Source organism: Nocardioides sp. Root140 (assembly GCF_001426745.1).
Lineage (GTDB): Bacteria > Actinomycetota > Actinomycetes > Propionibacteriales > Nocardioidaceae > Nocardioides.
Window position 1 is genome coordinate 456,646 of record NZ_LMFI01000001.1, and the last position, 23,484, is coordinate 480,129.

Annotated in this window: 25 protein-coding genes; 21 read left to right on the top strand and 4 right to left on the bottom strand. The window is 69.2% G+C overall.

Translation table 11 applies throughout. The features are described 5' to 3' along the window. Positions 1–129: 129 nt before the first annotated feature. The 4 genes from ASD30_RS02225 (at position 130) to ASD30_RS02240 (ending at position 4,315) form a co-directional block, all read left to right on the top strand. Positions 130–498, top strand: coding sequence for a YraN family protein (locus ASD30_RS02225; RefSeq protein WP_056676331.1), 369 nt, complete (start codon positions 130–132; stop codon positions 496–498). Further along, positions 498–2,096, top strand: a complete 1,599-nt coding sequence (locus ASD30_RS02230; RefSeq protein ID WP_056676338.1) for a YifB family Mg chelatase-like AAA ATPase — start codon at positions 498–500, stop codon at positions 2,094–2,096. Before ASD30_RS02225 ends, ASD30_RS02230 begins: the two co-directional genes overlap by 1 nt. Beyond that, positions 2,093–3,232, top strand: coding sequence for a DNA-processing protein DprA (gene dprA, locus ASD30_RS02235; protein ID WP_056676343.1), 1,140 nt, complete (start codon positions 2,093–2,095; stop codon positions 3,230–3,232). The genes ASD30_RS02230 and dprA overlap by 4 nt, the downstream gene beginning before the upstream one ends. Positions 3,233–3,415: 183 nt before the next feature. Then, positions 3,416–4,315: a tyrosine recombinase XerC gene (locus ASD30_RS02240; protein ID WP_056679135.1), complete on the top strand. Its 900-nt coding sequence runs from the start codon at positions 3,416–3,418 to the stop codon at positions 4,313–4,315. Positions 4,316–4,323: 8 nt separating this feature from the next. Here ASD30_RS02240 and ASD30_RS02245 read toward each other — a convergent pair whose 3' ends face one another. Continuing rightward, positions 4,324–4,929, bottom strand: a complete 606-nt coding sequence (locus ASD30_RS02245; protein ID WP_082563635.1) for a peptidoglycan DD-metalloendopeptidase family protein — start codon at positions 4,927–4,929, stop codon at positions 4,324–4,326. Between the two features lie 439 nt (positions 4,930–5,368). Here ASD30_RS02245 and rpsB point away from each other — a divergent pair, with 439 nt between their 5' ends. The 7 genes from rpsB to ASD30_RS02280 all read left to right on the top strand — a co-directional run bounded on the left by rpsB (position 5,369) and on the right by ASD30_RS02280 (position 10,668). Further along, positions 5,369–6,511 (top strand): 30S ribosomal protein S2, sunset domain variant, encoded by a 1,143-nt coding sequence (rpsB, locus tag ASD30_RS02250; protein ID WP_235532479.1) that lies wholly within the window; start codon positions 5,369–5,371, stop codon positions 6,509–6,511. Between the two features lie 94 nt (positions 6,512–6,605). Then, entirely contained in the window at positions 6,606–7,418 is an 813-nt protein-coding gene (gene tsf / locus ASD30_RS02255) for a translation elongation factor Ts (RefSeq protein WP_056676346.1), read from the top strand. A 144-nt stretch (positions 7,419–7,562) separates the two neighbouring features. Continuing rightward, on the top strand, positions 7,563–8,315 hold the full coding sequence (pyrH, locus tag ASD30_RS02260) for a UMP kinase (RefSeq protein WP_056679138.1): 753 nt from the start codon (positions 7,563–7,565) through the stop codon (positions 8,313–8,315). Between the two features lie 66 nt (positions 8,316–8,381). Continuing rightward, positions 8,382–8,936, top strand: a complete 555-nt coding sequence (gene frr, locus ASD30_RS02265) for a ribosome recycling factor (protein WP_200950049.1) — start codon at positions 8,382–8,384, stop codon at positions 8,934–8,936. Positions 8,937–8,946: 10 nt separating this feature from the next. Further along, positions 8,947–9,822 carry a phosphatidate cytidylyltransferase gene (locus tag ASD30_RS02270; RefSeq protein WP_056676352.1) on the top strand — a complete coding sequence of 292 codons (876 nt, stop codon included), beginning with the start codon at positions 8,947–8,949 and terminating at the stop codon, positions 9,820–9,822. An 8-nt stretch (positions 9,823–9,830) separates the two neighbouring features. Continuing rightward, entirely contained in the window at positions 9,831–10,127 is a 297-nt protein-coding gene (locus ASD30_RS02275) for a hypothetical protein (protein ID WP_156393489.1), read from the top strand. A gap of 13 nt (positions 10,128–10,140) precedes the next feature. Continuing rightward, entirely contained in the window at positions 10,141–10,668 is a 528-nt protein-coding gene (locus ASD30_RS02280) for a histidine phosphatase family protein (RefSeq protein ID WP_056676357.1), read from the top strand. Here the strand turns inward: ASD30_RS02280 and ASD30_RS02285 are convergent. Then, positions 10,646–11,344: a hypothetical protein gene (locus ASD30_RS02285; RefSeq protein WP_056676361.1), complete on the bottom strand. Its 699-nt coding sequence runs from the start codon at positions 11,342–11,344 to the stop codon at positions 10,646–10,648. The genes ASD30_RS02280 and ASD30_RS02285 overlap by 23 nt on opposite strands. A 95-nt stretch (positions 11,345–11,439) precedes the next feature. Between ASD30_RS02285 and ASD30_RS02290 the strand changes: the two genes are divergently transcribed. The 10 genes from ASD30_RS02290 to ASD30_RS02335 all read left to right on the top strand — a co-directional run bounded on the left by ASD30_RS02290 (position 11,440) and on the right by ASD30_RS02335 (position 21,341). Continuing rightward, a complete protein-coding gene (locus tag ASD30_RS02290) occupies positions 11,440–12,270 on the top strand; it encodes an META domain-containing protein (RefSeq protein WP_056676365.1) in 831 nt (276 codons plus the stop codon). Positions 12,271–12,295: 25 nt separating this feature from the next. Continuing rightward, positions 12,296–13,420 carry a 23S rRNA (adenine(2503)-C(2))-methyltransferase RlmN gene (rlmN, locus tag ASD30_RS02295; RefSeq protein ID WP_056676367.1) on the top strand — a complete coding sequence of 375 codons (1,125 nt, stop codon included), beginning with the start codon at positions 12,296–12,298 and terminating at the stop codon, positions 13,418–13,420. Between the two features lie 231 nt (positions 13,421–13,651). Then, positions 13,652–14,848 (top strand): glycosyltransferase family 4 protein, encoded by a 1,197-nt coding sequence (locus ASD30_RS02300; protein WP_235532480.1) that lies wholly within the window; start codon positions 13,652–13,654, stop codon positions 14,846–14,848. Positions 14,849–14,872: 24 nt separating this feature from the next. Next, entirely contained in the window at positions 14,873–16,234 is a 1,362-nt protein-coding gene (locus tag ASD30_RS02305; RefSeq protein WP_056676372.1) for a UDP-glucose dehydrogenase family protein, read from the top strand. Between the two features lie 93 nt (positions 16,235–16,327). Next, positions 16,328–17,329: an AAA family ATPase gene (locus tag ASD30_RS02310; protein WP_056676375.1), complete on the top strand. Its 1,002-nt coding sequence runs from the start codon at positions 16,328–16,330 to the stop codon at positions 17,327–17,329. A gap of 12 nt (positions 17,330–17,341) precedes the next feature. Continuing rightward, complete coding sequence (locus ASD30_RS27810) at positions 17,342–18,229, top strand: DUF58 domain-containing protein (protein WP_056890746.1); 888 nt, start codon at positions 17,342–17,344, stop codon at positions 18,227–18,229. Beyond that, a complete protein-coding gene (locus ASD30_RS02320; RefSeq protein ID WP_056676380.1) occupies positions 18,213–18,674 on the top strand; it encodes a hypothetical protein in 462 nt (153 codons plus the stop codon). The genes ASD30_RS27810 and ASD30_RS02320 overlap by 17 nt, the downstream gene beginning before the upstream one ends. Continuing rightward, positions 18,665–19,645, top strand: a complete 981-nt coding sequence (locus tag ASD30_RS02325) for a VWA domain-containing protein (protein ID WP_056676383.1) — start codon at positions 18,665–18,667, stop codon at positions 19,643–19,645. Before ASD30_RS02320 ends, ASD30_RS02325 begins: the two co-directional genes overlap by 10 nt. Then, positions 19,642–20,637 carry a vWA domain-containing protein gene (locus ASD30_RS02330; protein ID WP_056676386.1) on the top strand — a complete coding sequence of 332 codons (996 nt, stop codon included), beginning with the start codon at positions 19,642–19,644 and terminating at the stop codon, positions 20,635–20,637. The genes ASD30_RS02325 and ASD30_RS02330 overlap by 4 nt, the downstream gene beginning before the upstream one ends. After that, positions 20,634–21,341 (top strand): hypothetical protein, encoded by a 708-nt coding sequence (locus tag ASD30_RS02335; protein WP_156388614.1) that lies wholly within the window; start codon positions 20,634–20,636, stop codon positions 21,339–21,341. The genes ASD30_RS02330 and ASD30_RS02335 overlap by 4 nt, the downstream gene beginning before the upstream one ends. Before the next feature lie 638 nt (positions 21,342–21,979). Here ASD30_RS02335 and ASD30_RS02340 read toward each other — a convergent pair. Beyond that, positions 21,980–22,861, bottom strand: a complete 882-nt coding sequence (locus ASD30_RS02340) for an HNH endonuclease signature motif containing protein (RefSeq protein ID WP_056676388.1) — start codon at positions 22,859–22,861, stop codon at positions 21,980–21,982. Then, positions 22,822–23,355, bottom strand: a complete 534-nt coding sequence (locus ASD30_RS02345; protein WP_156393490.1) for a hypothetical protein — start codon at positions 23,353–23,355, stop codon at positions 22,822–22,824. Before ASD30_RS02345 ends, ASD30_RS02340 begins: the two co-directional genes overlap by 40 nt. Positions 23,356–23,484 lie beyond the last annotated feature (129 nt).

Below are 23,484 nucleotides of genomic sequence, written 5' to 3' on the forward strand. Positions count from 1 at the left end.
AGCCCTGGCTGGCTTTCGGCCCGCTTTTCGTGCACGTGCAGGTTCGCGTCCACGATCTCCACAGGCTGAGCCCTCGCCGTACGGCGCCGTCGTCCGCTGCCGCCAGTCTTGGCGCAGGAGGTCAACGACATGGGTTCACGGGCAGCACGACAGCAGGCACTCGGTGCGTACGGCGAGGCGATCGCGGCCAGGCATCTGGTCGACCGCGGGATGATCCTGGTCGACCACAACTGGCGGTGCCCCGACGGAGAGATCGACCTGGTGCTGCGCGACGGCGCCGAGCTGGTCTTCTGCGAGGTGAAGACCCGCCGGTCGGTCTCGCACGGGTCGCCGATGGAGGCCGTCACCACGACGAAGTTCGCCCGGATGCGCCGCCTCGCCTCGGCGTGGATGGCCGCCAACGGGGTCCACGCGGTCGATGTCCGCTTCGACCTGGTCGGCATCGTCGCGCCGCACGCCGGTGCCCCGACCGTCGAGCACGTGGCGGGGGTCTGCTGATGGCCGTCGCCACCGCCCACTGCGTCGCCCTCGAGGGGGCCATCGGTCACCTCATCGACGTCCAGGTCGACGTCTCCCAAGGCGTGGTGGTGACCAGTCTGGTCGGTCGCCCGGACGCCTCGATCAACGAGGCCCGCGACCGCTGCCGCACCGCGATCTCCAACAGCGGCTTCGACTGGCCGGCCACGAGACGGGTGACCATCCTGCTGTCGCCCGCAGACCTGCCCAAGCGCGGCACCCACTTCGACCTCGCGATCGCGGTGGGCGTGCTCGCTGCCGCCGACCCGAAGAACACCCTGCGCGACGCGCTCGAGGGCACGGTGATGATCGGTGAGCTCACCCTCGACGGACGGCTGCGCACGGTGCCCGGTGTGCTTGCGATGACCATGGCCGCCTCGGCCCGCGGCTTCCGTCGGGTGTTCGTGCCCGAGCCACAGTCCGCGGAGGCGGCACTGGTGCCCGGCATGTCCGTGTTCGGGTTCCGCTCCCTGGCCCAGGTCATCGCCGAGCTGCGCGGGCTGGAGGTGCCCGACGCTCCGTCGGTCGACTGCAACACCTCCGGCAACCTGCTCACCTGGCAGGGCGACCACCGCCTCGACGAGGTCGACATGGCCGACATCATCGGCATGGACGACGCCCGCTACGCGATGGAGGTGGCCGCGGCCGGCGGGCACCACCTGATGCTGACCGGTCCGAAGGGCGCCGGAAAGACCTCGCTCGCCGAGCGCATCCCCGGCATCCTTCCCGACCTCGCGCTCGACGAGGCCCTCGAGCTGACCGCGATCCTGTCGCTCTCCGGAGTGCTCGACGGCGGCCAGGGGCTGATCACCAAGCGGCCGTTCTTCGCGCCACACCACTCGGCCTCCAGGGTCAGCCTGCTCGGCGGCGGCACCGGTCGGGTGCGTCCCGGTGAGATCAGCCGCGCCCACCACGGCGTGCTCTTCCTCGACGAGTTCCCCTTGTTCAACAACGACATCATCGAGGCGCTCCGCCAGCCACTCGAGTCGGGCGAGGTGACCATCGCCCGCGGCGAGGAGACCGCGACGTACCCCGCCCGGGGCATGTTCGTGCTGGCCTGCAACCCGTGCCGGTGCGGCAACTACTCGTCCGACCCGGTGAGCGACTCGTGCAAGTGCAAGGAGGTCGTCCGGCGTGACTACCGGCTCAAGCTCGAGGGCCCGGTGATGGACCGCATCGACATCACGCGTCACGTCAGGCCGGTTCCGAAGTCGGCCGGCCGCGACCCGCTGAACAGGCCGGAGAGCTCCTCCTCGATCCGCGCGCGGGTCACCGCGGCGCGGCGCGTCCAGACCGAGCGGTACGCCGGACTCTCCTGGCGCATCAACGGACAGGCTCCGGGCCCCGTGCTCCGCGATCGCTGGCCGTTGACCGACGAGGCAGCCACCCGACTCGACGAGGCGATCTATGGGGGAGAGATCACCCGACGCGGTGGCACCCGGGTGCATCGCCTGGCCTGGACGGTCGCGGACCTGGCCGGGGTCGAGCAACCCGGACTCCCCGAGGTGGAGACCGCCCTGGCACTGCGCACCGGCCAGCCACTGGCCCTGTCCGCCCTGTCCGGACGAGCGGCCGGATGACCGCCGCGCATGACGAGCGGTTGGCGCGCATCGCCCTGGGCCAGCTGGCCGAACCGGGAGACGTCCGCATCCGCCACCTCGTCGACGAGATGGGCCCTGCCACGTTGCACGACGCGCTGATGAACGACCGCGGTCCCGACGGACTGCTGAGTGATCTCGCGGTGCGACTTGCCGACCTCGATCCGGTGGGCGACCTCGAGCGGGCCCGGCGACTCGGCATCAGATACATCGTGCCCGGTGACGACGAGTGGCCGGTCCAGGTCGACGACCTGGGCTCGTGCGAGGTGGTTCAGGACCGCACGGGTGCGCCGCTCGGCCTCTGGGTGAAGGGGCCGTTGCGGCTCGACGAGATCGCCGACTCGGTCGGCGTGGTCGGCTCACGCAGCGCCACGACGTACGGCGCCGAGATGGCCGGCGGCATCTCCGCCGAGGTTGCCGCCACCGGCACGTGCGTGGTCTCCGGTGCTGCGTTCGGTATCGACCAGGCGGCGCACCGTGGGGCGTTGTCCGCTGGCGGTCGCACCGTCGCGGTGCTCGCCTGCGGTGTCGACCGCGCCTACCCGGCCGCCCATGCGAGCCTGATCGACTATCTCGCCGAGCACGGTGCCGTCGTCTCCGAGCTGGCGCCCGGATGCTCGCCGATGCGGTCGAGGTTCCTGGCCAGGAACCGCCTGATCGCGGGACTGACCCGGGGCACCGTCGTCGTGGAGGCAGCCGTGCGCTCGGGCGCGTTGAACACGGCCAACTGGGCAACCCGGCTGAACCGGCCCTTGATGGCGGTGCCCGGCCCGGTGACCAGTGCGCAGTCCCAGGGCGCCCACCAGCTCATCCGCACCGGGGCCGCCGAGCTGGTCACCCAGGGCTCGGAGGTGCTCGAGCTGGTGAAGCCCGCAGGGGAGTACCTCTTCGAGGAGCCACGAGGCCCCGAGCGGCGCCGCGACAGGCTGCGCTCCCGGGAGGCCCAGGTGCTCGAGGCGGTCCCGGTCGTCACCCCGGCCGGCGCGGCCTCCATCGCGCGCACGGCGGGTATCGCGCTGGTCGACGTGGCCAGGGCCTTGTGCAAGCTCGAGTCCGGAGGACTGGTCTCCCGCGGTCTGGGCGGATGGACGCTCACGGAGGCCGCCCGTGAACGCTGAACTGTTCTCCACAGGCGGGCGTTCGACGCTTCCGGCTTGCTTCGCGCCTGCGCAATGTGGGGCCACTGCGCACCTATGCTCGGCGATGTGGAGGACCAAGGCGGCGAGCCGGATCGAGCCGGGCGGCCGGAAGAGCCGGCGCCCGAGCCAGACGAGGCCGCGAACGAGGTCCTGCCCGAGGCGATGATGCGGGTCCTGGCCGACTACGAGCGCCATCTCGTCTCTGAACGCGACCTGACGCCGCACACCGTGCGTGCCTACATGGGCGACGTCTCGTCCATGCTCGACCACGCCCATCGACTCGGCCACGATGACGCCTCAAGTCTTGATCTCAGAAGCCTGCGCAGCTGGCTGGCCAAGCAGCAGACCGTCGGGAAGTCACGCACCACGATCGCCAGGCGGGCAACCGCAGCCCGGGTCTTCACGGCCTGGCTCGCGCGGACCGGACGCTCGCTCACCGATGCCGGGAAGCTGCTCGCCTCGCCGAAGGCGCATCGGCCGCTGCCGGACGTGCTCCGGGCAGACGAAGCCCGTGAGCTCGTCGAGCAGGCGGCCGCGCTCGCCGATGACGGCAGCCCGGTCGGCATCCGCGACGTGGCGATGCTGGAGCTGATGTACGCCACCGGCATGCGGGTGGGGGAGCTGTGCGGCCTCGACGTCGACGACCTCGACTTCGATCGCAACGTCGCCCGTGTGCTCGGCAAGGGCCGCAAGGAGCGCATGGTGCCGTTCGGTGGTCCCGCGTCCAGGGCGCTCAAACGATGGCTGGACCACGGGCGACCGCACCTACGTGTTGAGGGTGCAGGACCGGCACTGTTCCTCGGTGCGCGGGGCAAGCGGATCGACCAGCGTGCGGTGCGCACCCTGGTGCACAAACGGATCCGCGAGGTGCCGGGCGCTCCCGACATCGGGCCGCACGGGCTGCGGCACACGGCGGCCACCCACCTGCTCGAGGGCGGAGCCGACCTGCGCACGGTCCAGGAGCTGCTCGGTCACTCGTCGATGGCGACCACGCAGATCTACACGCACGTGACCAGCGAGCGCCTGCGGGCGGCGTACGCACAGGCCCACCCGAGGGCCTGACGGGCAACTCAGGCTTGGCCGAGCAACCCGAGGATGCCGCCCGTCGTCGGGGCGCGGTGGTCGATCGAGCCACGGCCCGGGATGCCGGAGAGGAGCGGGACCGCGAGCCCGTCGAACGGCAGCAGCCGCACCCGCTGCGAGTCGACGAGGTCGAGTGGGTCGAGGTAGACGTCGTCGACGTTGCGGATCCAGCCCCAGTGCAGGCAGGCCGAGGGCAGGCAGTGCGAACCGCGTGCCTCGAGGCGGCCGATCGGCGTGCCGGCCCCGACAGCGGTGCCGACGCGAGCCGTGGGCACCACGGGTTCGTACGTCGTGCGGGTGTCGCCGTGGGACACCACGACGACCGAGCGGCCGGCGATCACGCCGGTGAACGACACGGAGCCGGGGAGCGCGGAGCGCACGACCTGCCCCGGAGAGCCGGCGAGGTCGACGCCACGATGGCCTCGTCCCCACCGCGTGTCCGGGGGGTCGAATCCGGTCACGACGGCGGGGCGAGGAGCGAGTGGCCAGACCCCTTGGGGGTCGTCACCCGCCACAGCGGACCCGATGCCCACACCGAGTCCCAGCAGCTGGGGGGTCAGCAGCAGGGGGAGGAGGAGGAGTCGGATTCGCATGTCGATCAGGATGCCCGTCAGCCCGGTTCGCCGAGCGTCAGAGGACGCGACCTGTGGAGAAGTGAGGCGCCGGATCGCATGTGCGCGGAAACCGGTCGAGAGGGGGCCGAGTCCCGGCGAACTCACGACGGGTCGGCGATTGGTGGGGTTCGGCCCTCATCAACTAGTCTGGTCACCGCAATCCATCCGTGGATTGACTTCGCACGCTCGCAGACCACGACGTACCTCCCGGGGTACGACCACCCGTGGGCGACGTACCTCAGTTCCGGCCCCGGCCGGATTGGTTCGCCGCGCGGCGTCAGGGCAGTCGGCACCCGTCGGCTGTGGAACTGAAAACAACGCTGGTCCGCACGCTGGCCCGCCTCTCCGACGCCGATCACCGGCCGGGAGCAAGGCAGGCACCAACGGTGCGCAGGCCACACCATCAGAAAGTAGAAACATGGCAGTCGTCACCATGCGCCAGCTCCTCGAGAGCGGCGTCCACTTCGGACACCAGACCCGTCGCTGGAACCCGAAGATGAAGCGCTTCATCATGACCGAGCGCAACGGCATCTACATCATCGACCTGCAGCAGTCGCTGGCCTACATCGACCGCTCGTACGCCTTCATCAAGGAGACGGTCGCCAAGGGCGGCGTCGTGATGTTCGTCGGCACCAAGAAGCAGGCCCAGGAGGCCATCGCCGAGCAGGCGACCCGCGTCGGCATGCCCTACGTCAACCAGCGTTGGCTCGGCGGCATGCTCACCAACTTCCAGACGGTGCACCAGCGGATCAACCGCCTCAAGGAGCTCGACGAGATCGACTTCGACGACGTCGCGGGCTCCAACCGCACCAAGAAGGAACTGCTTCAGATGAAGCGGGAGCGCACCAAGCTCGACAAGACCCTCGGTGGCATCCGCGAGATGACGCGTACGCCGTCCGCCGTGTGGATCGTCGACACGAACAAGGAGCACCTGGCTGTCGAGGAGGCGCGCAAGCTGCGCATCCCGATCATCGGCATCCTCGACTCCAACTGCGACCCCGACCTGGTCGACTTCCCGATCCCGGGCAACGACGACGCGATCCGCGCTGTCGGCCTGCTGACCCGCGTGGTCGCCGACGCCGTCGCCGAGGGCCTCATCGCCCGCTCCGGTGGCAAGTCCGAGGGCACTGCCGAGGAGCCGCTGGCCGAGTGGGAGCGCGAGCTCCTCGAGGGTGACGCCGCCAAGACGGCCGCCGAGGCCACCGGTGGCGACGCCACCGACACCCCGGCCGCCGAGGCCACCGGTGCCGCTGCGGAGGCCCCCGCGGCCGCTGCCGTCGCCGAGGCCGCTGTCGAGGCTCCCGCCGAGGTCAAGCCGCTGGCCGACGTCCCCGCCGGTGAGTTCGGTGCCGACTCGGCTCCGGCCAACGAGGACGGCTCGGCTCCCGAGGGCTTCGAGATCAAGGGCAACAAGGACTCGATGAAGTTCCACGCGCCGACGAGCCCCTGGTACGGCCGCACCATCGCCGAGGTCTGGTTCAAGACCGCTGAGGCTGCCGAGGCCGCTGGCTTCGTCAACGCCGAGCACAAGGCAGACGAGAAGGCTGACGACAAGGCCTGACGACCCGGGCCGCGAGGCCTGAGCCGTACGCATTCGCTTCACCGGCGGCCGCGCCCAACGCGGGCGCGGCCGCCGACTTCGAGGAAGAAGGATCATGGCTAACTTCTCCGCAGCCGACGTCAAGCGGCTCCGCGAGCTCACCAGCGCCGGCATGATGGACTGCAAGAAGGCGCTCGACGAGGCCGACGGTGACTTCGACAAGGCCGTCGAGCTGCTCCGGGTCAAGGGTGCCGCCAAGGCTGCTGCCCGTGGCGCCGAGCGCGAGGCCTCCGCCGGCCTGGTCGCCAGCTCCGGTGGCGCCCTCGTCGAGCTGAAGAGCGAGACCGACTTCGTCGCCAAGAACGAAGAGTTCATCGCCACCGCCCAGCGCATCGCCGAGGCTGCTGACGCCGCCAAGGCCGCCGACACCGAGGCCCTCAAGGCGGTCGAGCTGGACGGCAAGACCGTCGGCGAGGTCGTCGAGAGCCTCGCCATCACCATCGGCGAGAAGATCGAGCTCGGCAACGTCGCCTACTTCGACGGCCCGGTCACGGTCTACCTGCACAAGCGTGCCGCCGACCTGCCGCCCGCCGTGGGCGTCCTGGTCGAGTACGAAGGCGACGAGGCCGCTGCCAAGGCTGCCGCGATGCAGGTTGCCGCGCTCAAGGCGCAGTACCTCACGCGTGACGAGGTGCCGGCCGACATCGTCGCCGCCGAGCGCGACGTCCTGCAGAAGAAGACGATCGAGGAGGGCAAGCCCGAGGCTGCCGTCGCCAAGATCGTCGAAGGCCGCATCGGCGGCTTCTTCAAGGAGATCGTCCTGCTCGAGCAGGAGTCGGTCGTCGAGAGCAAGAAGACGGTCAAGGCCGTCCTCGACGCTTCCAACACCACCGTGAAGCGCTTCGCCCGCTTCGAGGTCGGCGCCTGACCCCAGGTCCACACAGCTCCACCCGTTCAGGGGCGGTACGACGAACGCGTCGTACCGCCCCTGAATGCATTGCGGATCACGTGGAACCTCGTCTCGGAGCGGCCCGTCGGGTTCGACCGGGACACCGACACTCAAGTAGGTTGCATGACGACGATCGACCTCCTCGAAGGGAATGCCTCCGTGACGCCGTACAAGCGAGTCCTGCTCAAGCTCTCCGGTGAGGTCTTCGGTGGTGGCCAGGTCGGTGTCGACCCCGACGTGGTGCAGAAGGTGGCGGCCGAGATCGCCGCCGTCGTGCGTGCGGGAACGCAGATCGCGGTCGTGACCGGTGGAGGCAACTTCTTCCGGGGAGCGGAGCTCCAGCAGCGTGGCATGGACCGCGTGCGCGCCGACTACATGGGCATGCTCGGCATCGTGATGAACTGCCTGGCGCTCCAGGACTTCCTCGAGAAGGAAGGCATCGACACCCGCGTGCAGACCGCCATCACCATGGGCCAGGTCGCCGAGCCGTACATCCCGCGCCGCGCCATCCGTCACATGGAGAAGGGCCGCGTGGTCATCTTCGGCGCCGGCATGGGCATGCCGTTCTTCTCCACCGACACGGTCGCCGTGCAGCGTGCGCTGGAGAGCAAGTGCGACGTCGTGCTGGTCGCCAAGAACGGCGTCGACGGTGTCTACACCGCCGACCCGAACGTCGACCCGACTGCCACGAAGCTCGACAGCGTGACCTACTCCGACGCCATCAGCCGGGGCCTGCGCATCATGGACCAGACCGCCTTTGCGCTGTGTGGAGAGAACAAACTGCCGATGGTGGTCTTCGGGATGGAGCCCGAGGGCAACATCCTTCGCGTCGTCCAGGGTGAGAAGATTGGCACGCTCGTGAGCGCGGACAGCTGACCCAGCGGTGCCGACCGCCGTACGACGACCACCAGCCACATCCGTAGCGAACTAGGAGAAACCGTGATCAACCAGGTCCTGTCAGAAGCCGACCAGAAGATGGGCAAGTCGGTGGAGGCGACCCGCGAGGAGTTCGCAGCGATCCGCGCCGGCCGGGCGAACCCCAGCATGTTCAGCAAGCTGGTCGCCGACTACTACGGCACGCCGACGCCGCTGCAGCAGCTGGCCTCGTTCACCTCGCAGGACGCCCGCACGATCCTGATCGCACCCTTCGACATGAGCGCCATCGGTGCCATCGAGCGGTCGATCCGCGACTCCGACCTCGGCGTCAACCCGGCCAACGACGGCAAGACGCTCCGCTGCGTCTTCCCCGAGCTGACCGAGGAGCGCCGCAAGGAGTACATCAAGATCGCCAAGGCGAAGGCCGAGGACGGCCGGGTCTCGGTGCGCAACGTGCGCCGCACGGCCAAGCAGTCGCTGGAGAAGCTCGAGAAGGACGGCGAGGTCGGCAAGGACGACGTCACCGGTGCCGAGAAGAAGCTCGACGCCTCCACCAAGAAGCACACCGACGCGATCGACGACATGCTCAAGAACAAGGAAGCCGAGCTGCTCGAGGTCTGAGCACCCCCTGATGACTGCTGCCACGCCACCCGCCGCGCCCAAGAAGGACTACGGCCGCGCCGGACGAAACCTCCCCGCCTCGATCGCCTCCGCGGTCGTGCTGCTGGGGGCCATCGCCCTGTCGCTCGCGTTCTGGAAGACCGCGTTCATGGTCATCGTCGCGGTCGCTGTCGTGGTGGCCGTGTGGGAGCTCCGGCGCGGGCTGCTCACCCACGACATCGACCTGCCCGAGCAACCCCTGATGGTGGGCGGCATCGTGATGGTCGTCGTCGCCTACTTCTGGGGCGCCCCGGCGCTGGTCACGGCCACGGCAGTCTCCGCCCTGGTGATCATGCTGTGGCTGCTGCGCCGCGGCGTCGACGGCTACGTCAAGAACGCCACGGCGTCCGTCTTCACGCTGATCTACGTGCCGTTCCTCGGCTCGTTCGTGGCACTCATGCTCGCCGAGGGCGGCGCCACCGGCTTCGAGCGTTGGGACGACGGGGTCAAGGGGATCCTCACGTTCATCCTCATGACGGTCGCTTCCGACATCGGCGGGTACGTCGCCGGGGTGCTCTTCGGCAAGCACCCGATGGCCCCGGTGATCTCTCCCAAGAAGTCGTGGGAGGGCTTCGCCGGCTCGTTCATCGCGTGTGTCGCCGCCGGCGTCGCCCTGGTCGTCCACCTGCTCGAGGGCGACTGGTGGGTCGGCGTGATCCTCGGCGCGATCGCAGTCGTGATGGCCACTCTGGGCGACCTGTGCGAATCGGTGATGAAGCGCGACCTCGGCATCAAGGACATGTCGCAGATCATCCCCGGCCACGGCGGCCTGATGGACCGACTCGACTCCCTGCTGGCCACCATCGCCCCGATCTGGCTGCTCCTGCACTACCTGGTCTTCAACTAGTCGACCGATTGAGCGACAACGCCAGCCGCGCCATGTCGCTCGAGGGCGGTGCGCTCGGCGGGCCGGTGATCGTGTTGCTGGGCTACGTGATCGGCGGTCGGCTGGGCATCGTCTGGAGCGATCCGCTGCTCCTGGCCCTGTTGGGGCTGCCGATCCTGGTTGCCGCACCCTTCCTGCTGCTCCCGCGCCGACGCGCCGATGCGGTCAGGTTCATCGTCGGATCCCTGCTGGGCATCGCGATCCTGGTCGTGGTGGTCGTCGGCGGCATCTCGCTGGTGGCCAGCATGCTCTCGGACCCGGCGTGAGGCGGCGAGGTCGATGACCCTGTTCCTGGTCCGTCACGGGCGTCCCTTGCCGGTGGCCGGCGTGCCCGCGCACGCGTGGTCGCTCGACCCCACGGGCTTCGATGCCGTGTGGGCGCTGCGCGACGCGTTGCCGGCGCGGGCGGCGTGGTTCAGCTCTCCCGAGCCGAAGGCGACCGAGACGGCGCAGCTGTTGACCGACGGACAGGTCGGCGTCATTGACGAGCTTCGCGAGCACGTGCGTGAGAACACCGACTGGATCGACGACTTCGAGGCGGTGGTTTCTGCGGCCTTCGACGCCCCCGGCGTGGCGGCGTACGACGGGTGGGAGCCGCTGGCCGCCTGCCGGGACCGTGTCGTCCCCGCCGTACGCCGAGTGCTGGACGTGCACCACGACCAGGACGTCGTGCTGGTCGGGCACGGCACCGCGTGGACGCTGGTCGTCGCCGCACTCTCGGGTCAGGCGCCCGACCTGGAACGCTGGGCGGCACTGGCCATGCCCGACGTCATCGTCGTCCCGGTCACCAGCCCAGGACGACCTTGAGGCCCGAGCTGATCAGCCTCTGCCACTCCGACTCGCTCCACTGGCCCTCGGGTGCGCCGTACTGCACGGCGATCAGGTAGGTGCCGAGCGAGCGGGCGACGAACCGCGATCGGTACTTCACGCCCGCGGCGGTGACGTAGGTCAGGTCCTGCTTCACGAACTCGACCGTGCCGTGGTCGGTCTGCAGCAACGCGGTGCCGTACGTCGGCGTGCTGACCTTCGAGATCTGGGAGTTCTGGGACAGCTCAGCGTGGTACTTCACCAACCAGGCCTTGGAGTCGGCCGCGTCGCTGGAGTTCGATCCGGCCTCCTTCAGCTGGTACGACGTGAACAGCGCGTCGCTGCCGTTGCGGGTGAGCTGGTTGACGCCCTTCTGGTCGCGGGTGGTGAACGTCCAGCCCTTGACCACCACGGGGAAGGCCCACATCGGTGCCGTTCCCGGCTGCTGGGCGTCGGTGGTGAGCGGCAGCTCGGTGAGGCCGTCGGGTGGAGTGCCGGTCGGATCCGTCGGGTCCGTCGACTCGGTCGGGTCCGTCGAGGTGGTGTCGTCGTCGGGGGAGGCGGCCGACGAGCTGGAGGTTCCGGCGTCGTCGGACGAGTCGTCGCAGGCAGCATGGGCGAGCAGGGCGGTGCAGACGAGCGTGGCCGCCAGGCCTCGACGTACGTGGAGCTGCATGGTGTGCCTTTCGAGAGCGGAACCGTCGGCGCGTCCGACCCGTCCCATCCATGCCCGGTGCGAGGGTCTCGGAAACACGGCGAAAAGGTGACGCGATGAGCAGGTTGACGGTGTTGTTGGTGGGGTTTCTCCTGGTCGTCACAGGGTGTGGCACGGAGAACGACTCGGAGGGCGTGGACCAGTCGTCCGACCAGTCCGCCAGCCAAACACCCAGCCAAACGCCCGGCCAGTCGTCCGGTGAGTCATCGCTCAGCGGCTCCTGGGTGGTCACCGCGATGGAACAGGACGGACAACCCCGCGACCTCGCGCCCGGCACCACGGTCACCTTCGAGTTCACCGACGAACGGGTCACCGTGGCCACCGGGTGCAACGGGCTGTTCGGCACCTACCGGTACGCCGACGGCACCCTCAGGATCTACGGACTGGGCGGCACGATGATGGGCTGCGGTGGCCCGCGGATGGAGCAGGAGGCCTGGCTGAGCGAGCAGCTCGTGAAGTCGATCGAGGTCGAGCCGGAAGACGGGCTTCGCCTCACCACCGACGACGCCGCGTTCGTCCTCGAAGGAGCGCCGAAGGTCGAGGACACCACGCTGGCAGGCACGACCTGGCAGCTGGACTCACTGATCGACGGCCAGACGGTGAGCTCCGTGCCGCAGGGCACGACTGCGAGTCTCACCCTCACCAGTGACGGCACGCTCCAGGTCGACACGGGCTGCAACACCGGCGGGGGATCGGTGAAGGTCGGCACCGCGACCCTCCGGGTCGGGCCGCTGATGACCACGAAGATGGCCTGTGTGGATCCTGCGCGCCAGCAGGTGGAGGCCGCGTTCACCAAGGTGCTGAACGGGACCGTGGGCTACACGGTCGAGGCGGACCGGCTGACGCTCACCAAGGGTGACTCGGGTCTGGGATTCACCGTGAAGTGACCTTGGGTGGGACACTGGGTCGGTCATGAGTGAGCCGATCAAGACCCTGCCCCTCGTCTTCGACGAACCCCGCGGACGCAAGAAGCCCCCGCGGCACCTTGCCGACCTCGACGAGGCCGGCCGCAAGGACCTGCTCACCGAAGCCGGTCTGCCCGGCTTCCGCGCCAAGCAGCTGTCCAACCACTACTTCTCCCGGCTGGTCGACGACCCCGCCGAGATGACCGACCTGCCGGCCGGGCAGCGCGACGAGCTCGTCTCCACCCTGCTGCCCAGCCTGATGACCCCGCTCCGCACGCTCGAGGCCGACAAGGGCGCCACCGTCAAGACGCTCTGGAAGCTCTTCGACGGCGCCCTGGTCGAGTCCGTGCTGATGCGCTATCCCGGCCGGGTCACCATGTGTGTCTCCAGCCAGGCCGGCTGCGGCATGGCCTGCCCGTTCTGCGCCACCGGCCAGGGCGGTCTCCAGCGCAACATGTCGACCGCCGAGATCGTCGAGCAGGTCGTTGCCGGTGCCCGCGCGCTCCAGCGTGGCGAGGTCGCCGGTGGCCCCGGTCGGGTCTCCAACGTGGTCTTCATGGGCATGGGCGAGCCGATGGCCAACTACAAGGCGATGATCGCCGCCGTGCGCCGCTTCGTCGATCCGTCTCCCGCCGGGCTGGGCATGTCCGCGCGCCACATCACCGTCTCCACGGTCGGCCTCGTGCCGCGCATGAAGCAGCTGGCCGAGGAGGGCATTCCGGTCACGCTGGCGCTCTCGCTCCATGCGCCCGACGACGAGCTCCGCAACGAGCTGGTGCCGATCAACACCCGTTTCTCGGTCGCCGAGACCGTCGAGGCCGCGTGGAACTACGCGGCCGTCACCAAGCGTCGGGTCTCGATCGAATACGCCATGATGCGCGGCATCAACGACCAGGCGTGGCGCGCCGACCTGCTCGGCGACGTGCTCAACTCGTACGGCGACTGGGGCTGGGTGCACGTCAACCTGATCCCGCTGAACCCGACCCCCGGCTCCAAGTGGACCGCCTCCGACCCCGCCGACGAGCGCGAGTTCGTGCGCCGCCTCGAGGCCAAGGGCATCCCCACCACCGTGCGCGACACCCGCGGCAGCGACATCGACGGAGCCTGCGGCCAGCTCGCCGCCGTGGAGTAGTCGACCCGTCGCCAGTTTTGGTCGACCTGTCGTGAATTCGTCCCCGCTGGGGAGAACTGGCGACGGGTCGATGGCAACTCACGACGGGTCGACGTTGGGCACGGGTTCACGTGTCGTCCATCCCGAACTCCGTGTCCGTTCCGGCGTCGTCCCTACCTTCGAATCAGAGGTTGCACCCGATTCGAAGGGGACACGATGCGCCACCGACGCAGGCCTGCCGACCCACCGGTAGTGACCAACCTTCACGAACTCCCCGCCACGACAGGCCGCCTCCGCGTGCTCGTCGTGGCGGAGTCGTTCCTGCCCCAGATCAACGGGGTCACCAACTCCGTACGTCGCGTGCTCGAGCACCTCGCCGCGCAGGGACATGACGCCGAGCTGATCGCACCGACCGGCCCGGCGACGTACGCCGGCTTCCCGGTGACCCGGGTGCGGGGGGCCAGGTTGCCGTTCTACAAGGAGTTCCGGATCGGCCTCGAGTCACGTCGCCGGCTCCGCCACGCGATGGAGCGGTTCCGCCCCGACGTCGTGCACATCGCGTCGCCGGCCACGCTCGGCTACCAGGCGGCACGCGCCGCCGACGACCTCGGGATCCCCTCCGTGGCGATCTACCAGACCGACCTGGTCGGCTTCGCCGCGCAGTACGACGTGCCGGGCGGAGCGCGAGCGATGACCGCGCTGACCCGCAAGATCCACGTCGGGGTGGGCCGCACGCTGGCGCCGTCGAGTGCCAGCCTGCGCCAGCTCGAGCTGATGGGTGTGCCCGGGCTGGCCCTGTGGCCGCGCGGCGTCGACCTCGAGCTCTTCGACCCGCGACGGCGATCGGCGCAGCTGCGGCAGCGGATCGGCGACGACCTGCTGGTCGGCTACATCGGCCGGCTGGCCCCCGAGAAGGAGCTCGACCTACTCACCCACCTGCTGGACATCGAGGGGATCAGGCTGGTCATCGTCGGCGGCGGGCCGGAGGAGCAGAACCTCCGGCGACTGCTGCCAGACGCCAGCTTCCTGGGACTCCTGCACGGCGAGGAGCTTGCCTCGGCGTACGCCTCGCTCGACGTCTTCGTGCACACCGGTCGCCACGAGACCTACTGCCAGGCGGCGCAGGAGGCGCTGGCCTCCGGCGTCCCCGTCGTGGCGCCGCGTTCCGGTGGGCCGATCGACGTGGTCGCCGACGGCGCAGGGTTCCTCTACGAGCCCGGCAGCGGCGCCGACCTCAGGTCGTACGTCGAGCGGCTGGTCGAGGACCCGATGCTGCGTCGGCGCATGCAGTCGACCGCACGACGCAGCGTCGAGGGGCGCTCCTGGTGGGCGGTCAACGAAGCACTCGTCGGGCACTACCGCGAGGTCATCAGGGAGACCGGGCTCCGCGGGACCAAGACCAGCAATCCAGCCAGTCAGGGCACACGCCGACTCGGCGTGGCCAGTTGAAGCAGAACTGTTGAGGAGGACACCGTGAGCACACGCATCTCCGTCATCGGCACCGGCTATCTCGGGGCCACCCACGCCGCAGGCATGGCCGAGCTCGGCTTCGAGGTGATCGGTGTCGACACCGACGCCGCCAAGGTCCGCGCCCTCGCCACCGGCCAGGTCCCCTTCTTCGAGCCCGGACTTCCGGAGCTCCTCAGCAAGCACGTCGCCTCCGGGCGCCTGCGCTTCACGACCTCTCTCGAGGAGGCTGCCCGGTTCGCCGACATCCACTTCGTCTGCGTCGGCACACCACAGGGCGCCAACGGTGCGGCCGACCTGAGCTACCTGCACGCCGTGGTCGACGGACTGGTCCCGGCCCTCGAGCGGCCGGCGTTGATCGTCGGCAAGTCGACCGTGCCGGTGGGCACCGCCGAGGCGCTGCTCGATCGCATCGAGGCCCTCGGGGCGAAGGACGTGGAGCTGGCCTGGAACCCGGAGTTCCTCCGCGAGGGCCACGCCGTGCACGACACACTGCACCCCAACCGGCTGGTCTTCGGCATCAACGCGCCCGGTGCCGAGTGGGCACTGCGCAAGGTCTATGCCGCCGCGATCGCGGAGGGCTCGCCCGTGGTGGTGAGCAACCTGCCGACCGCCGAGCTGGTGAAGGTGTCGGCGAACGCTTTCCTGGCCACGAAGATCTCCTTCATCAACGCGATGGCGGAGCTGTGTGAGCTGACCGGTGCGGACGTCACGTCACTGGCCGATGCGCTCGGCCACGACGACCGCATCGGTCGCAAGTTCCTCGGTGCCGGGCTCGGCTACGGCGGAGGCTGCCTGCCGAAGGACGTGCGTGCCCTGGTGGCCCGCGCCGAGGAGCTGGGGTCGGGCCGGTCCGTGGAGTTCCTGCACGGGGTCGAGGCGATCAACGGCCGGCGCCGCGACCGCGTGGTCGACGAGGCGCTCTCGGTGCTGCGGAACGTGGACGGCCGGGCCTTCGGCCGGGTGGCCGTGCTGGGTGCCTCGTTCAAGCCGCTCTCCGACGATGTCCGCGACTCGCCCGCCCTCGACGTGGCCCGCCGGCTCCACCAGGCCGGTGCGTGGGTGACGGTCTACGACCCGCAGGCGGCCGTGCCCGCACGTTCGGTGGCCCCGGAGCTGCGGTACGCCGCCAACGCGGTGGCCGCCTGCCGCAAGGCCGACGTCGTGCTGCACCTGACCGACTGGGCGGAGTTCCGCGACCTCGACCCGGCCCGGCTGCGCCAGGCGGCCCGGGGGAGCGTGCTCATCGACGCCCGCAACACCCTCGACCCGGAGCCCTGGCTGGCCGCCGGATGGGACGTGCGGACGCTCGGCACCCTGGTGCGCCAGCCCGCGGTCGGCGTACCGGCGAAGTCGCTGGTCGGCTGAGTCCCAACCGCATCAGTGGAGCGCGTTTGAGTCGATCTTCCCGGTGGCATGCTGGCGGCGGCAACAACGTCAGCGCAGGGAAGAGGATCACGCATGTCGGCACGCCCCCGCACGATCGAACCGGTCGAGCTGCACAAGGCCAAGGGGATCCTCGATGAGATCTCCGGGGCGTTCTCCAAGCGCATCGTCGGCCAGGAGCAGCTGCGCACCTCGCTGCTCGTGGCGATGATGGCCGAAGGGCACATCCTGCTCGAGAGCGTTCCGGGGCTGGCCAAGACGCTGGCCGCCTCGACCCTGGCCAAGGCGATCCGTGCCGACTTCGCCCGCATCCAGTGCACCCCCGACCTGCTGCCCAGCGACATCATCGGCACCCAGGTCTACGACCCGCGCAACCACGAGTTCGAGACCCAGCTCGGCCCGGTGCACGCCAACTTCGTGCTGCTCGACGAGATCAACCGTGCCAGCGCCAAGACCCAGTCCGCGATGCTGGAGGCGATGCAGGAGCGGCAGACCTCGATCGCCGGCGTCATCCACCCGCTACCGACACCGTTCATGGTGCTGGCCACGCAGAACCCGATCGAGGAGGAGGGCACCTACGTCCTCCCGCAGGCCCAGATGGACCGGTTCCTGCTCAAGGAGGTCGTGGAATACCCCTCCGACACCGAGGAGCTCGAGGTCCTCGACCGCTACGACAGCGGCGCCCTCGGCACCGGCAGCACCGTCGCGTCCGTGGTCACCCCGGAACAGGTCGGCTACCTGCAGCGCCTCGTCGAGCGGGTGTACGTCGACCCGGTGATCAAGCGCTACATCGTCGCGCTGGTGCACGCCACCCGCGAGACCGAGAAGGTGCTCGGCCCCGAGCAGGGTCGGTTCGTCGAGATCGGCGCCAGCCCGCGAGGCACGATCGCGTTCTACCAGGTGGCCCGCGCGCTGGCCGTGCTCGCCGGTCGCAACCACGTGATCCCCGAGGACGTCCGCCACCTGCGCCACTCGATCCTCCGGCACCGCATCCACCTCAACTTCGAGGCGCTGGCCGAGCGCGTGCGGCCGGAGATGGTCATCGACTCCGTCTTCGCGGCCGTCCCGTCACCCTGATCGGCGCGTGTGATGACTGCCCATCTGACCCGGGTCAAGGCCCGCATGTCGATCCATGCCCACCGCAAGGTGCGTGGCCTGCTCGAGGGTGAGTACGCCTCGATGCACACCGGTCGCAGCATGGACTTCAACGACCTGCGCGAATACGTGCGCGGCGACGACGTGAAGGACATCGACTGGAAGGCCTCGGCGCGCAGCCGTGCCCTGCTGATCAAGCGCTACGCCGCGGCCCGCAAGCACACCATCCTGATGGTCGCCTCGACCGGCCGCAGCATGGCCGCGATGAACGACCTCGACGTGCCCAAGCGCGACCTCGCGGTCATGGTGGCCGGGGTGGTCGGCTACCTCGCCGTACGCCACGGTGACCGGGTGTCCCTGGCCTGGGGGGACTCCGTCGAGCAGCACCAGATGCCGCCGGCCAGCGGTGAGCTGAACCTCGAGCGGCGGCTGGGCGCGATCCACGACAACACGCTGCCGACCGGTCCGCCGGCCGACCTGACGGCCGTGCTGAAGTACGTCGCACGCACCGTGCGGCGGCGCACGATCCTGGTCGTCATCTCCGACGAGTACACGATCGATCCCGAGCTCAGTGCGGTCCTGCGCCGGCTCACGGTGCAGCACGAGCTGCTGTTCGTCTCGATCGGCGACCTCGACCCGACCACGATCCACAGCAACGGCAATGTCGTCGACATCGACTCCGGCCACGTGGTGCCCGAATGGGCGCGCTACGACGAGGCCCTGCGCCGCGAGTACGCCGCACTGCTGACCGGGCAGGCCACCAACATGCGTCGCGAGCTCGACGCGCTCAACATCGTCCACGAGACCGTGCACGACGACGCCAGCGCGATCCGCGCCGTCCTCAAGCTGCTCGAGAGGCACCGCCATGCCGGACGCCGATGAGTTCTCGGGCCCGGTCGACTACTCGTCGCAGTGGCTCTGGTTCGCGATCGGGGCGCTCGCCCTGGTCGCGTTGTTCTACCTGGGCGTGCTGCTCTGGTCGCACGCGGGCGGCCCCAAGCCGCTGAAGCCCGGCGACGTGCCCACCGCCCGGACCCGCGCGATGGGCGAGTTGGACCGCATCGGTCACCAGGTGTACGCCGGACAGCTGGCCGAGCGGGTCGGCTACCAGCAGCTCAGCTCGGTGATCAGGGACTTCGTCTCGGCCGTGTCCGGCATGCCCGCGCACACGATGGCGCTGGCCGACCTGCGGGCCGCCGGTGTGCCGCACCTGGCCGAGACGATCGCCTTGATCTATCCACCCGAGTTCGCTCCTGACTCGACCGCCGTCGAGCCCTTCGGCACGACCCTGAACCGAGCCCGTGGGTTGGTGTCGTCATGGAACTGAAGTGGACCTGGTTGGCGATCACCCTCATGGTGATCGTGCTGGTGTGGCTGGTGGTCTGGCTGTTCCCGACCCCGTTCCGCCGTACGCCACGCAACGCCGTGCTCGTGGCGCATGCCGCACGACTGCGCCGCATCCCGCGGTTCCGGGTGCTGGCGCGGCGCAGGGAGTTCGAGATGCTGGCCCGCGTGGTGGCCGTGCTGTTCCTGCTCGGTGGCACGATCCTGCTGAGCTCGCGGCTGACCTCGACCGACAGCCACCAGCCCGACGTGAGCAACCGAGACATCATGCTCTGCCTCGACGTGTCGGGCTCGATGACCGAGTACGACGAGGAGCTGGCCCGTGAGTTCGCCAAGATCAGCGAGGGCCTCGACGGCGAGCGGATCGGCCTGACCATCTGGCACAACGCCTCGGTGACGGTCTTCCCGCTGACCGACGACTACGACTTCGTGCTCGAGCAGCTCGAGACGGCGGCCGACAAGTTCGCCAGCTACGACTACGACTACGTCGCGGGCACCCTGGTCGGCAACGGCAACAGCGGATCGCTGATCAGCGACGGGCTCGTCTCGTGCGTCGACCGGTTCGACCGACCCGACGAGGAACGCGGCCGGGCGATCGTGCTGGCCTCCGACAACGACCCGCAGGGCAAGCCGATCTTCACGCTGCCCGAGGCCTCCGACTACGCGGCCGAGCACGACGTCGTCGTCTACGGGCTCGGCACTCGAGAGATGTCGGTCCTGCCGGGCGCCGTCGAGGGCTTCACGTCTGCGGTGGAGAACACCGGAGGCACGTTCTCGGTGATGGGCAGCGACGGCTCGACCAACTCCATCGCAGAGGGCATCAACGAACTCGAGGCTGCGCGCAGCAAGGAACCTGCCCGGGTGACCGTCATCGACGAGCCCGCGCTCGGCACGGGACTGGTGTCGGCCGGCGTGCTCCTGGTCGTGCTGGCCGGCATCAGGAGGCGGGCATGATCGCCCTCGAGCTGACCTACCGCCCCTTCGCGCCCGGATGGCTGATCGCCGTCGGCGCGGTCGTGCTGGTCGCCCTGTGCCTGTTCTTCGTCGTACGCCGACCGCTCGAACGCACGGCGTGGCTGCTCCGGATCCTGATGGTCGCGGCGCTGGTGGGAATTCTCGTCCGTCCGGGCTACGGCACCGTGCCTGCGAAGGCGAAGACCTCCGACCTCGAGATCCTGGTCGTGGTCGACCGTACGACGAGCATGTCGGCGCTCGACTGGAACGGCAGCGAGCCGCGGCTGAACGGCGTGCAGGCGGACCTGAAGGAGCTGACCGAGGAGTTCCCGGGCGCCCGTTTCTCCCTCGTGACGTTCGGCGCCTTCGTGCGCACGGAGCTGCCGTACTCGAGTGACTCGCAGGCGTTCCTGGCCGCGGCCGAGGTGATGACCGTCGAGGGTGCCTTCGACGGCGAGGGCTCCCTGGTCGACATGCCGCTCGAGGTGATGACGGAGTCGTTGGCCGGTGCGAAGAAGCGCCACCCTGAGCGCAAGCGGCTGGTCGTCTTCGCCACCGACGGGGAGAACACCCGCGACGGCGTGGAGCAGCGGTCCTTCGACGACATCGACGACCTGGTCGACGGCGGCATCGTGCTGGGCTACGGCACCGAGTCCGGCGGCAAGATGCCCGTCGACCCGGAGGCCGACATCGACTCCTACATCTACGACGACGCGACCCAGCAGGACGCGCTGTCCAAGCTCGACGAGCCCAACCTGACCAAGATCGCCGGCGAGATGGGCGCGACGTACCAGCACCGCGAGGCGGTCGGCGGCCTCGACAAGTGGGCCGACGACGTCGACCAGTCGTTCAGCAACGAGGACGACGAGTTCGCGACGAAGAACGAGGTCTACTGGATGTTCGCCCTCGGGCTGTTCGTCCTTGCCCTGATCGAACTGGCCCTCGCCTGGCGAGGCTTCCACGCGGCCCGACGGGAGTTGAAGCAGCTGTGAGCACGAACCCCGCCCGCCGTAGATGGCGGAATCGCCTGTTCCTGTTGGGCATTGTGCCGTTGCTGGCGGCCCTGCTGTTCGTCACCAAGGTCGGCATGATGCTCTCGGCCCAGGCCGACGGGCAGTCGGCGTACGACAAGGACAAGTTCTCCAAGGCCGCCAAGGCATTCGGCGACAACGCGTCGCTGAACGTGATGGAGGCATGGATCTCGCCGTTCAACGAGGGCGCCGCCAAGCAGCGCGACGAGGACTACGACGGCGCGTTGGAGAAGTACGACGACGCCTTGAAGGACGTCCCGGACGACAAGGAATGCACGGTCCGGATCAACATCGCACTGGTCCACGAGGTGCTGGGCGACACCGCCGCGGAGAAACCGGACGGCGAGGCTGCGCTGAAGTCGTGGCAGACCGGTCGCGACGCGTTGGCCGAGGCCGACTGTCCCACGGATGCGGGGGAGCGGACCGACGACGCCAAGGCGGTCGACGAGCGGCTGCGCCAGAAGATCGAGCAGGAGAAGCAGAAGCAGCAGGAGAACCCGCCTCCGCCGAAGAAGGACGACAAGAAGGAAAAGAAGAAGCAGGAGAAGCTGAAGAAGCAGAAGGAGAAGCTCGAGAAGCGCAACGACAAGGGCCGGGTCGACCGCAAGAAGTCCCAGGACTTCGAGGACTACGACTACGACTCCGATCCCGGCTACGAGTGGTGACGGCAGGTCCCCTGGTCGAGCAGGCCTTCCGCCTCGCGTGCCCCTTCAGAGGTGGCCCAGCGCTGGTCTGAGGATCGTGAGGACCCCTCAGTTACTGCTGAACGACCAGCTCACCGGCCACCATGTGCCGGCCGCGGGGCAATCTCGGTGGTTGAGGAATCGCCTGCTCCGCACCCACCCGGCGAGGGAGGAGGCGCACCACCCTCGGTGGTAGAGGCGCGCCAGCGCCGTCTCGAAACCAGGTTGGTGCGTGCGAAGACTTCGCTGGTGGCTGATGGTCGTCCAGTCGACGCTCAGGAGCCATCAGCCACCACGGAGGGTCCGCTGGTGGCTGCGCGCTGACCGAGGGTCTTCCCCGATGGTTGAGGAGGTCCCGCTAGGGACCGTCTCGAAACCAGGCCTAGGTCGGTGGTTGGGGAGGCGGCCGCCGTCTCGAAACCATGCCGGGTCAGGGCAATAGGGCCAGGCGGGCGGTGAGGACGGCGGTGGGGTCGGGTGTGGGCGTGGCGGTAGCCCCGTTCACCGTGTTCTGTGGGGGCGGGGCTTGCGCTGGTGGTGCTGTGGGGCCGGTGCTGTTTGTGCTGTTCCCGAGGCTGCTGCGGACGAATCTGCTGTGGATGAGGCTGCAGGTGTCGGGTTCAGTTGGTGGGGAGTTCGATGGTCCCGTAGGTGGTGACCAGCCAGGTCCGGCGGTATTGGTTGGTCCAGGTATAGGTTCCGTCCTTGTTCCTGACGTAGGACCATCTGCCGTGGGTTTTGGCGAGGTGATGTCGTCGGCACAACGGGGCGAGCCTGTCGGGGCTGGTCTGGCCCGGTGGCCCGGTGTCGTCGTAGGACTCAATGTGGTCGAGGTCGCAACGCCTCGAATCAACCGAACAGTGCGGGAAGACGCAGTGCCGGTCGCGGGTGAGGACTTGTTTGCGCATGGCTTCGGGTGGGTCGTGCTGGTCGACTGCCCAGGCCCGGTTGGTGTCGATGACTGGGGTGAGGGTGGCGTCGGGGCCGAGGTCGCGGAGCCAGTCGAGGATCTTCTCGGTCGTGACGGCGCCGAACAGGTTCGTGTCCGCCATGCCTGGTGCCGGCTCGTGGCCGCCGGTGCCTGCGGAGGCGCCGTGGGTGCCGGTGGTGGCGAGGTCGGCGAGGTTCACGTGGATGTAGAGCCGGGTCTTGAGGTAGGACTTGCGCGGCGCGCCGGTGCCTGCGGAGGCGCCGTGGGTGCCGGTGGTGGCGAGGTCGGCGAGGTTCACGTGGATGTAGAGCCGGGTCTTGAGGTAGGACTTGCGCGGCATCACCTTCTTGCCTGCACCGTGACCGCCCTCGCCATCACCTTCACCAGCACCGTCGCCATCGCCGTCGGGGATCAGGCCGAGGAGGTCGGCGCTGGCCTGCCGGTCCGCGATCACGCCGAGGGCCTTGGCCCTGCGTTGCCCGAGGGTGTCGGTGTCACCCAACTTGCCCATGGTGGTGGCTTCATCAGAGATCAGGTCGTGGAACTTCGCCAGGTCCAACGAGTCACCCATCGCATCGAGCCGTGACGTGCCGTTGCCTGCACCCGCGTTGTGGTCGATGGTGACGTCCCACTGGTCCTTCCCGGGCACCGGGGACGGCGTGCCCCCATCGCATCGAGCCGTGACGTGCCGTTGCCTGCACCCGCGTTGTGGTCGATGGTGACGTCCCACTGGTCCTTCCCGGGCACCGGGGACGGGTCGTTGTCGAGTTTGTCGGGGTGGAACTTCGCGATCGCCGACCTGATGGTCTTCTCGATGGTCGGGATCCCGTACCTGCCCAGTCGGGCGAGTTCGGTGTCGATCCACTCGGCGGCCTCGGCGGAGAGGTTGTGGGTGTCTTCGGCGATCTTGCAGCCCCGCCAGGCCTCGAGCTCGAGCGCATCGACGGCGGCCCAGGTGAGCGGGAGCCGGTGGTGCAGGTCCAGGGTGTTGGCCAGCAGTCGTTTTGCGGTCCAGGAGGACACGGCGGTGGCGGTGGCCCAGGACTCGGTCACGAACGCCGCCACCAAGGGTGTTCCTTCCCCGCCGAGGGCTTGGTCGTAGTCGGCCAGTCCGGGGATCCCGTCACCCCAGGTCGCCGGGTCCACCCCGGGGCCGGCGGGGTTGGTGACGCAGAGTTGGTAGGCGAGGCGGAG

What these genes read in the sequence shown, in the direction of transcription:
- ASD30_RS02230 (WP_056676338.1), top strand. Translation starts at nt 498, where the DNA reads ATGGCCGTCGCCACCGCCCACTGCGTCGCCCTCGAGGGGGCCATCGGT.
- ASD30_RS02310 (WP_056676375.1), top strand. Translation starts at nt 16,328, where the DNA reads ATGTCGGCACGCCCCCGCACGATCGAACCGGTCGAGCTGCACAAGGCC.
- ASD30_RS02320 (WP_056676380.1), top strand. Translation starts at nt 18,213, where the DNA reads ATGCCGGACGCCGATGAGTTCTCGGGCCCGGTCGACTACTCGTCGCAG.
- ASD30_RS02290 (WP_056676365.1), top strand. Translation starts at nt 11,440, where the DNA reads ATGAGCAGGTTGACGGTGTTGTTGGTGGGGTTTCTCCTGGTCGTCACA.
- ASD30_RS02240 (WP_056679135.1), top strand. Translation starts at nt 3,416, where the DNA reads ATGATGCGGGTCCTGGCCGACTACGAGCGCCATCTCGTCTCTGAACGC.
- tsf (WP_056676346.1), top strand. Translation starts at nt 6,606, where the DNA reads ATGGCTAACTTCTCCGCAGCCGACGTCAAGCGGCTCCGCGAGCTCACC.
- ASD30_RS02225 (WP_056676331.1), top strand. Translation starts at nt 130, where the DNA reads ATGGGTTCACGGGCAGCACGACAGCAGGCACTCGGTGCGTACGGCGAG.
- ASD30_RS02330 (WP_056676386.1), top strand. Translation starts at nt 19,642, where the DNA reads ATGATCGCCCTCGAGCTGACCTACCGCCCCTTCGCGCCCGGATGGCTG.
- ASD30_RS02325 (WP_056676383.1), top strand. Translation starts at nt 18,665, where the DNA reads ATGGAACTGAAGTGGACCTGGTTGGCGATCACCCTCATGGTGATCGTG.
- rlmN (WP_056676367.1), top strand. Translation starts at nt 12,296, where the DNA reads ATGAGTGAGCCGATCAAGACCCTGCCCCTCGTCTTCGACGAACCCCGC.
- ASD30_RS27810 (WP_056890746.1), top strand. Translation starts at nt 17,342, where the DNA reads ATGACTGCCCATCTGACCCGGGTCAAGGCCCGCATGTCGATCCATGCC.
- dprA (WP_056676343.1), top strand. Translation starts at nt 2,093, where the DNA reads ATGACCGCCGCGCATGACGAGCGGTTGGCGCGCATCGCCCTGGGCCAG.
- ASD30_RS02245 (WP_082563635.1), bottom strand. Translation starts at nt 4,929, where the DNA reads ATGCGAATCCGACTCCTCCTCCTCCCCCTGCTGCTGACCCCCCAGCTG.
- ASD30_RS02340 (WP_056676388.1), bottom strand. Translation starts at nt 22,861, where the DNA reads ATGGGTGACTCGTTGGACCTGGCGAAGTTCCACGACCTGATCTCTGAT.
- ASD30_RS02270 (WP_056676352.1), top strand. Translation starts at nt 8,947, where the DNA reads ATGACTGCTGCCACGCCACCCGCCGCGCCCAAGAAGGACTACGGCCGC.
- pyrH (WP_056679138.1), top strand. Translation starts at nt 7,563, where the DNA reads ATGACGACGATCGACCTCCTCGAAGGGAATGCCTCCGTGACGCCGTAC.
- rpsB (WP_235532479.1), top strand. Translation starts at nt 5,369, where the DNA reads ATGGCAGTCGTCACCATGCGCCAGCTCCTCGAGAGCGGCGTCCACTTC.
- ASD30_RS02285 (WP_056676361.1), bottom strand. Translation starts at nt 11,344, where the DNA reads ATGCAGCTCCACGTACGTCGAGGCCTGGCGGCCACGCTCGTCTGCACC.
- ASD30_RS02280 (WP_056676357.1), top strand. Translation starts at nt 10,141, where the DNA reads ATGACCCTGTTCCTGGTCCGTCACGGGCGTCCCTTGCCGGTGGCCGGC.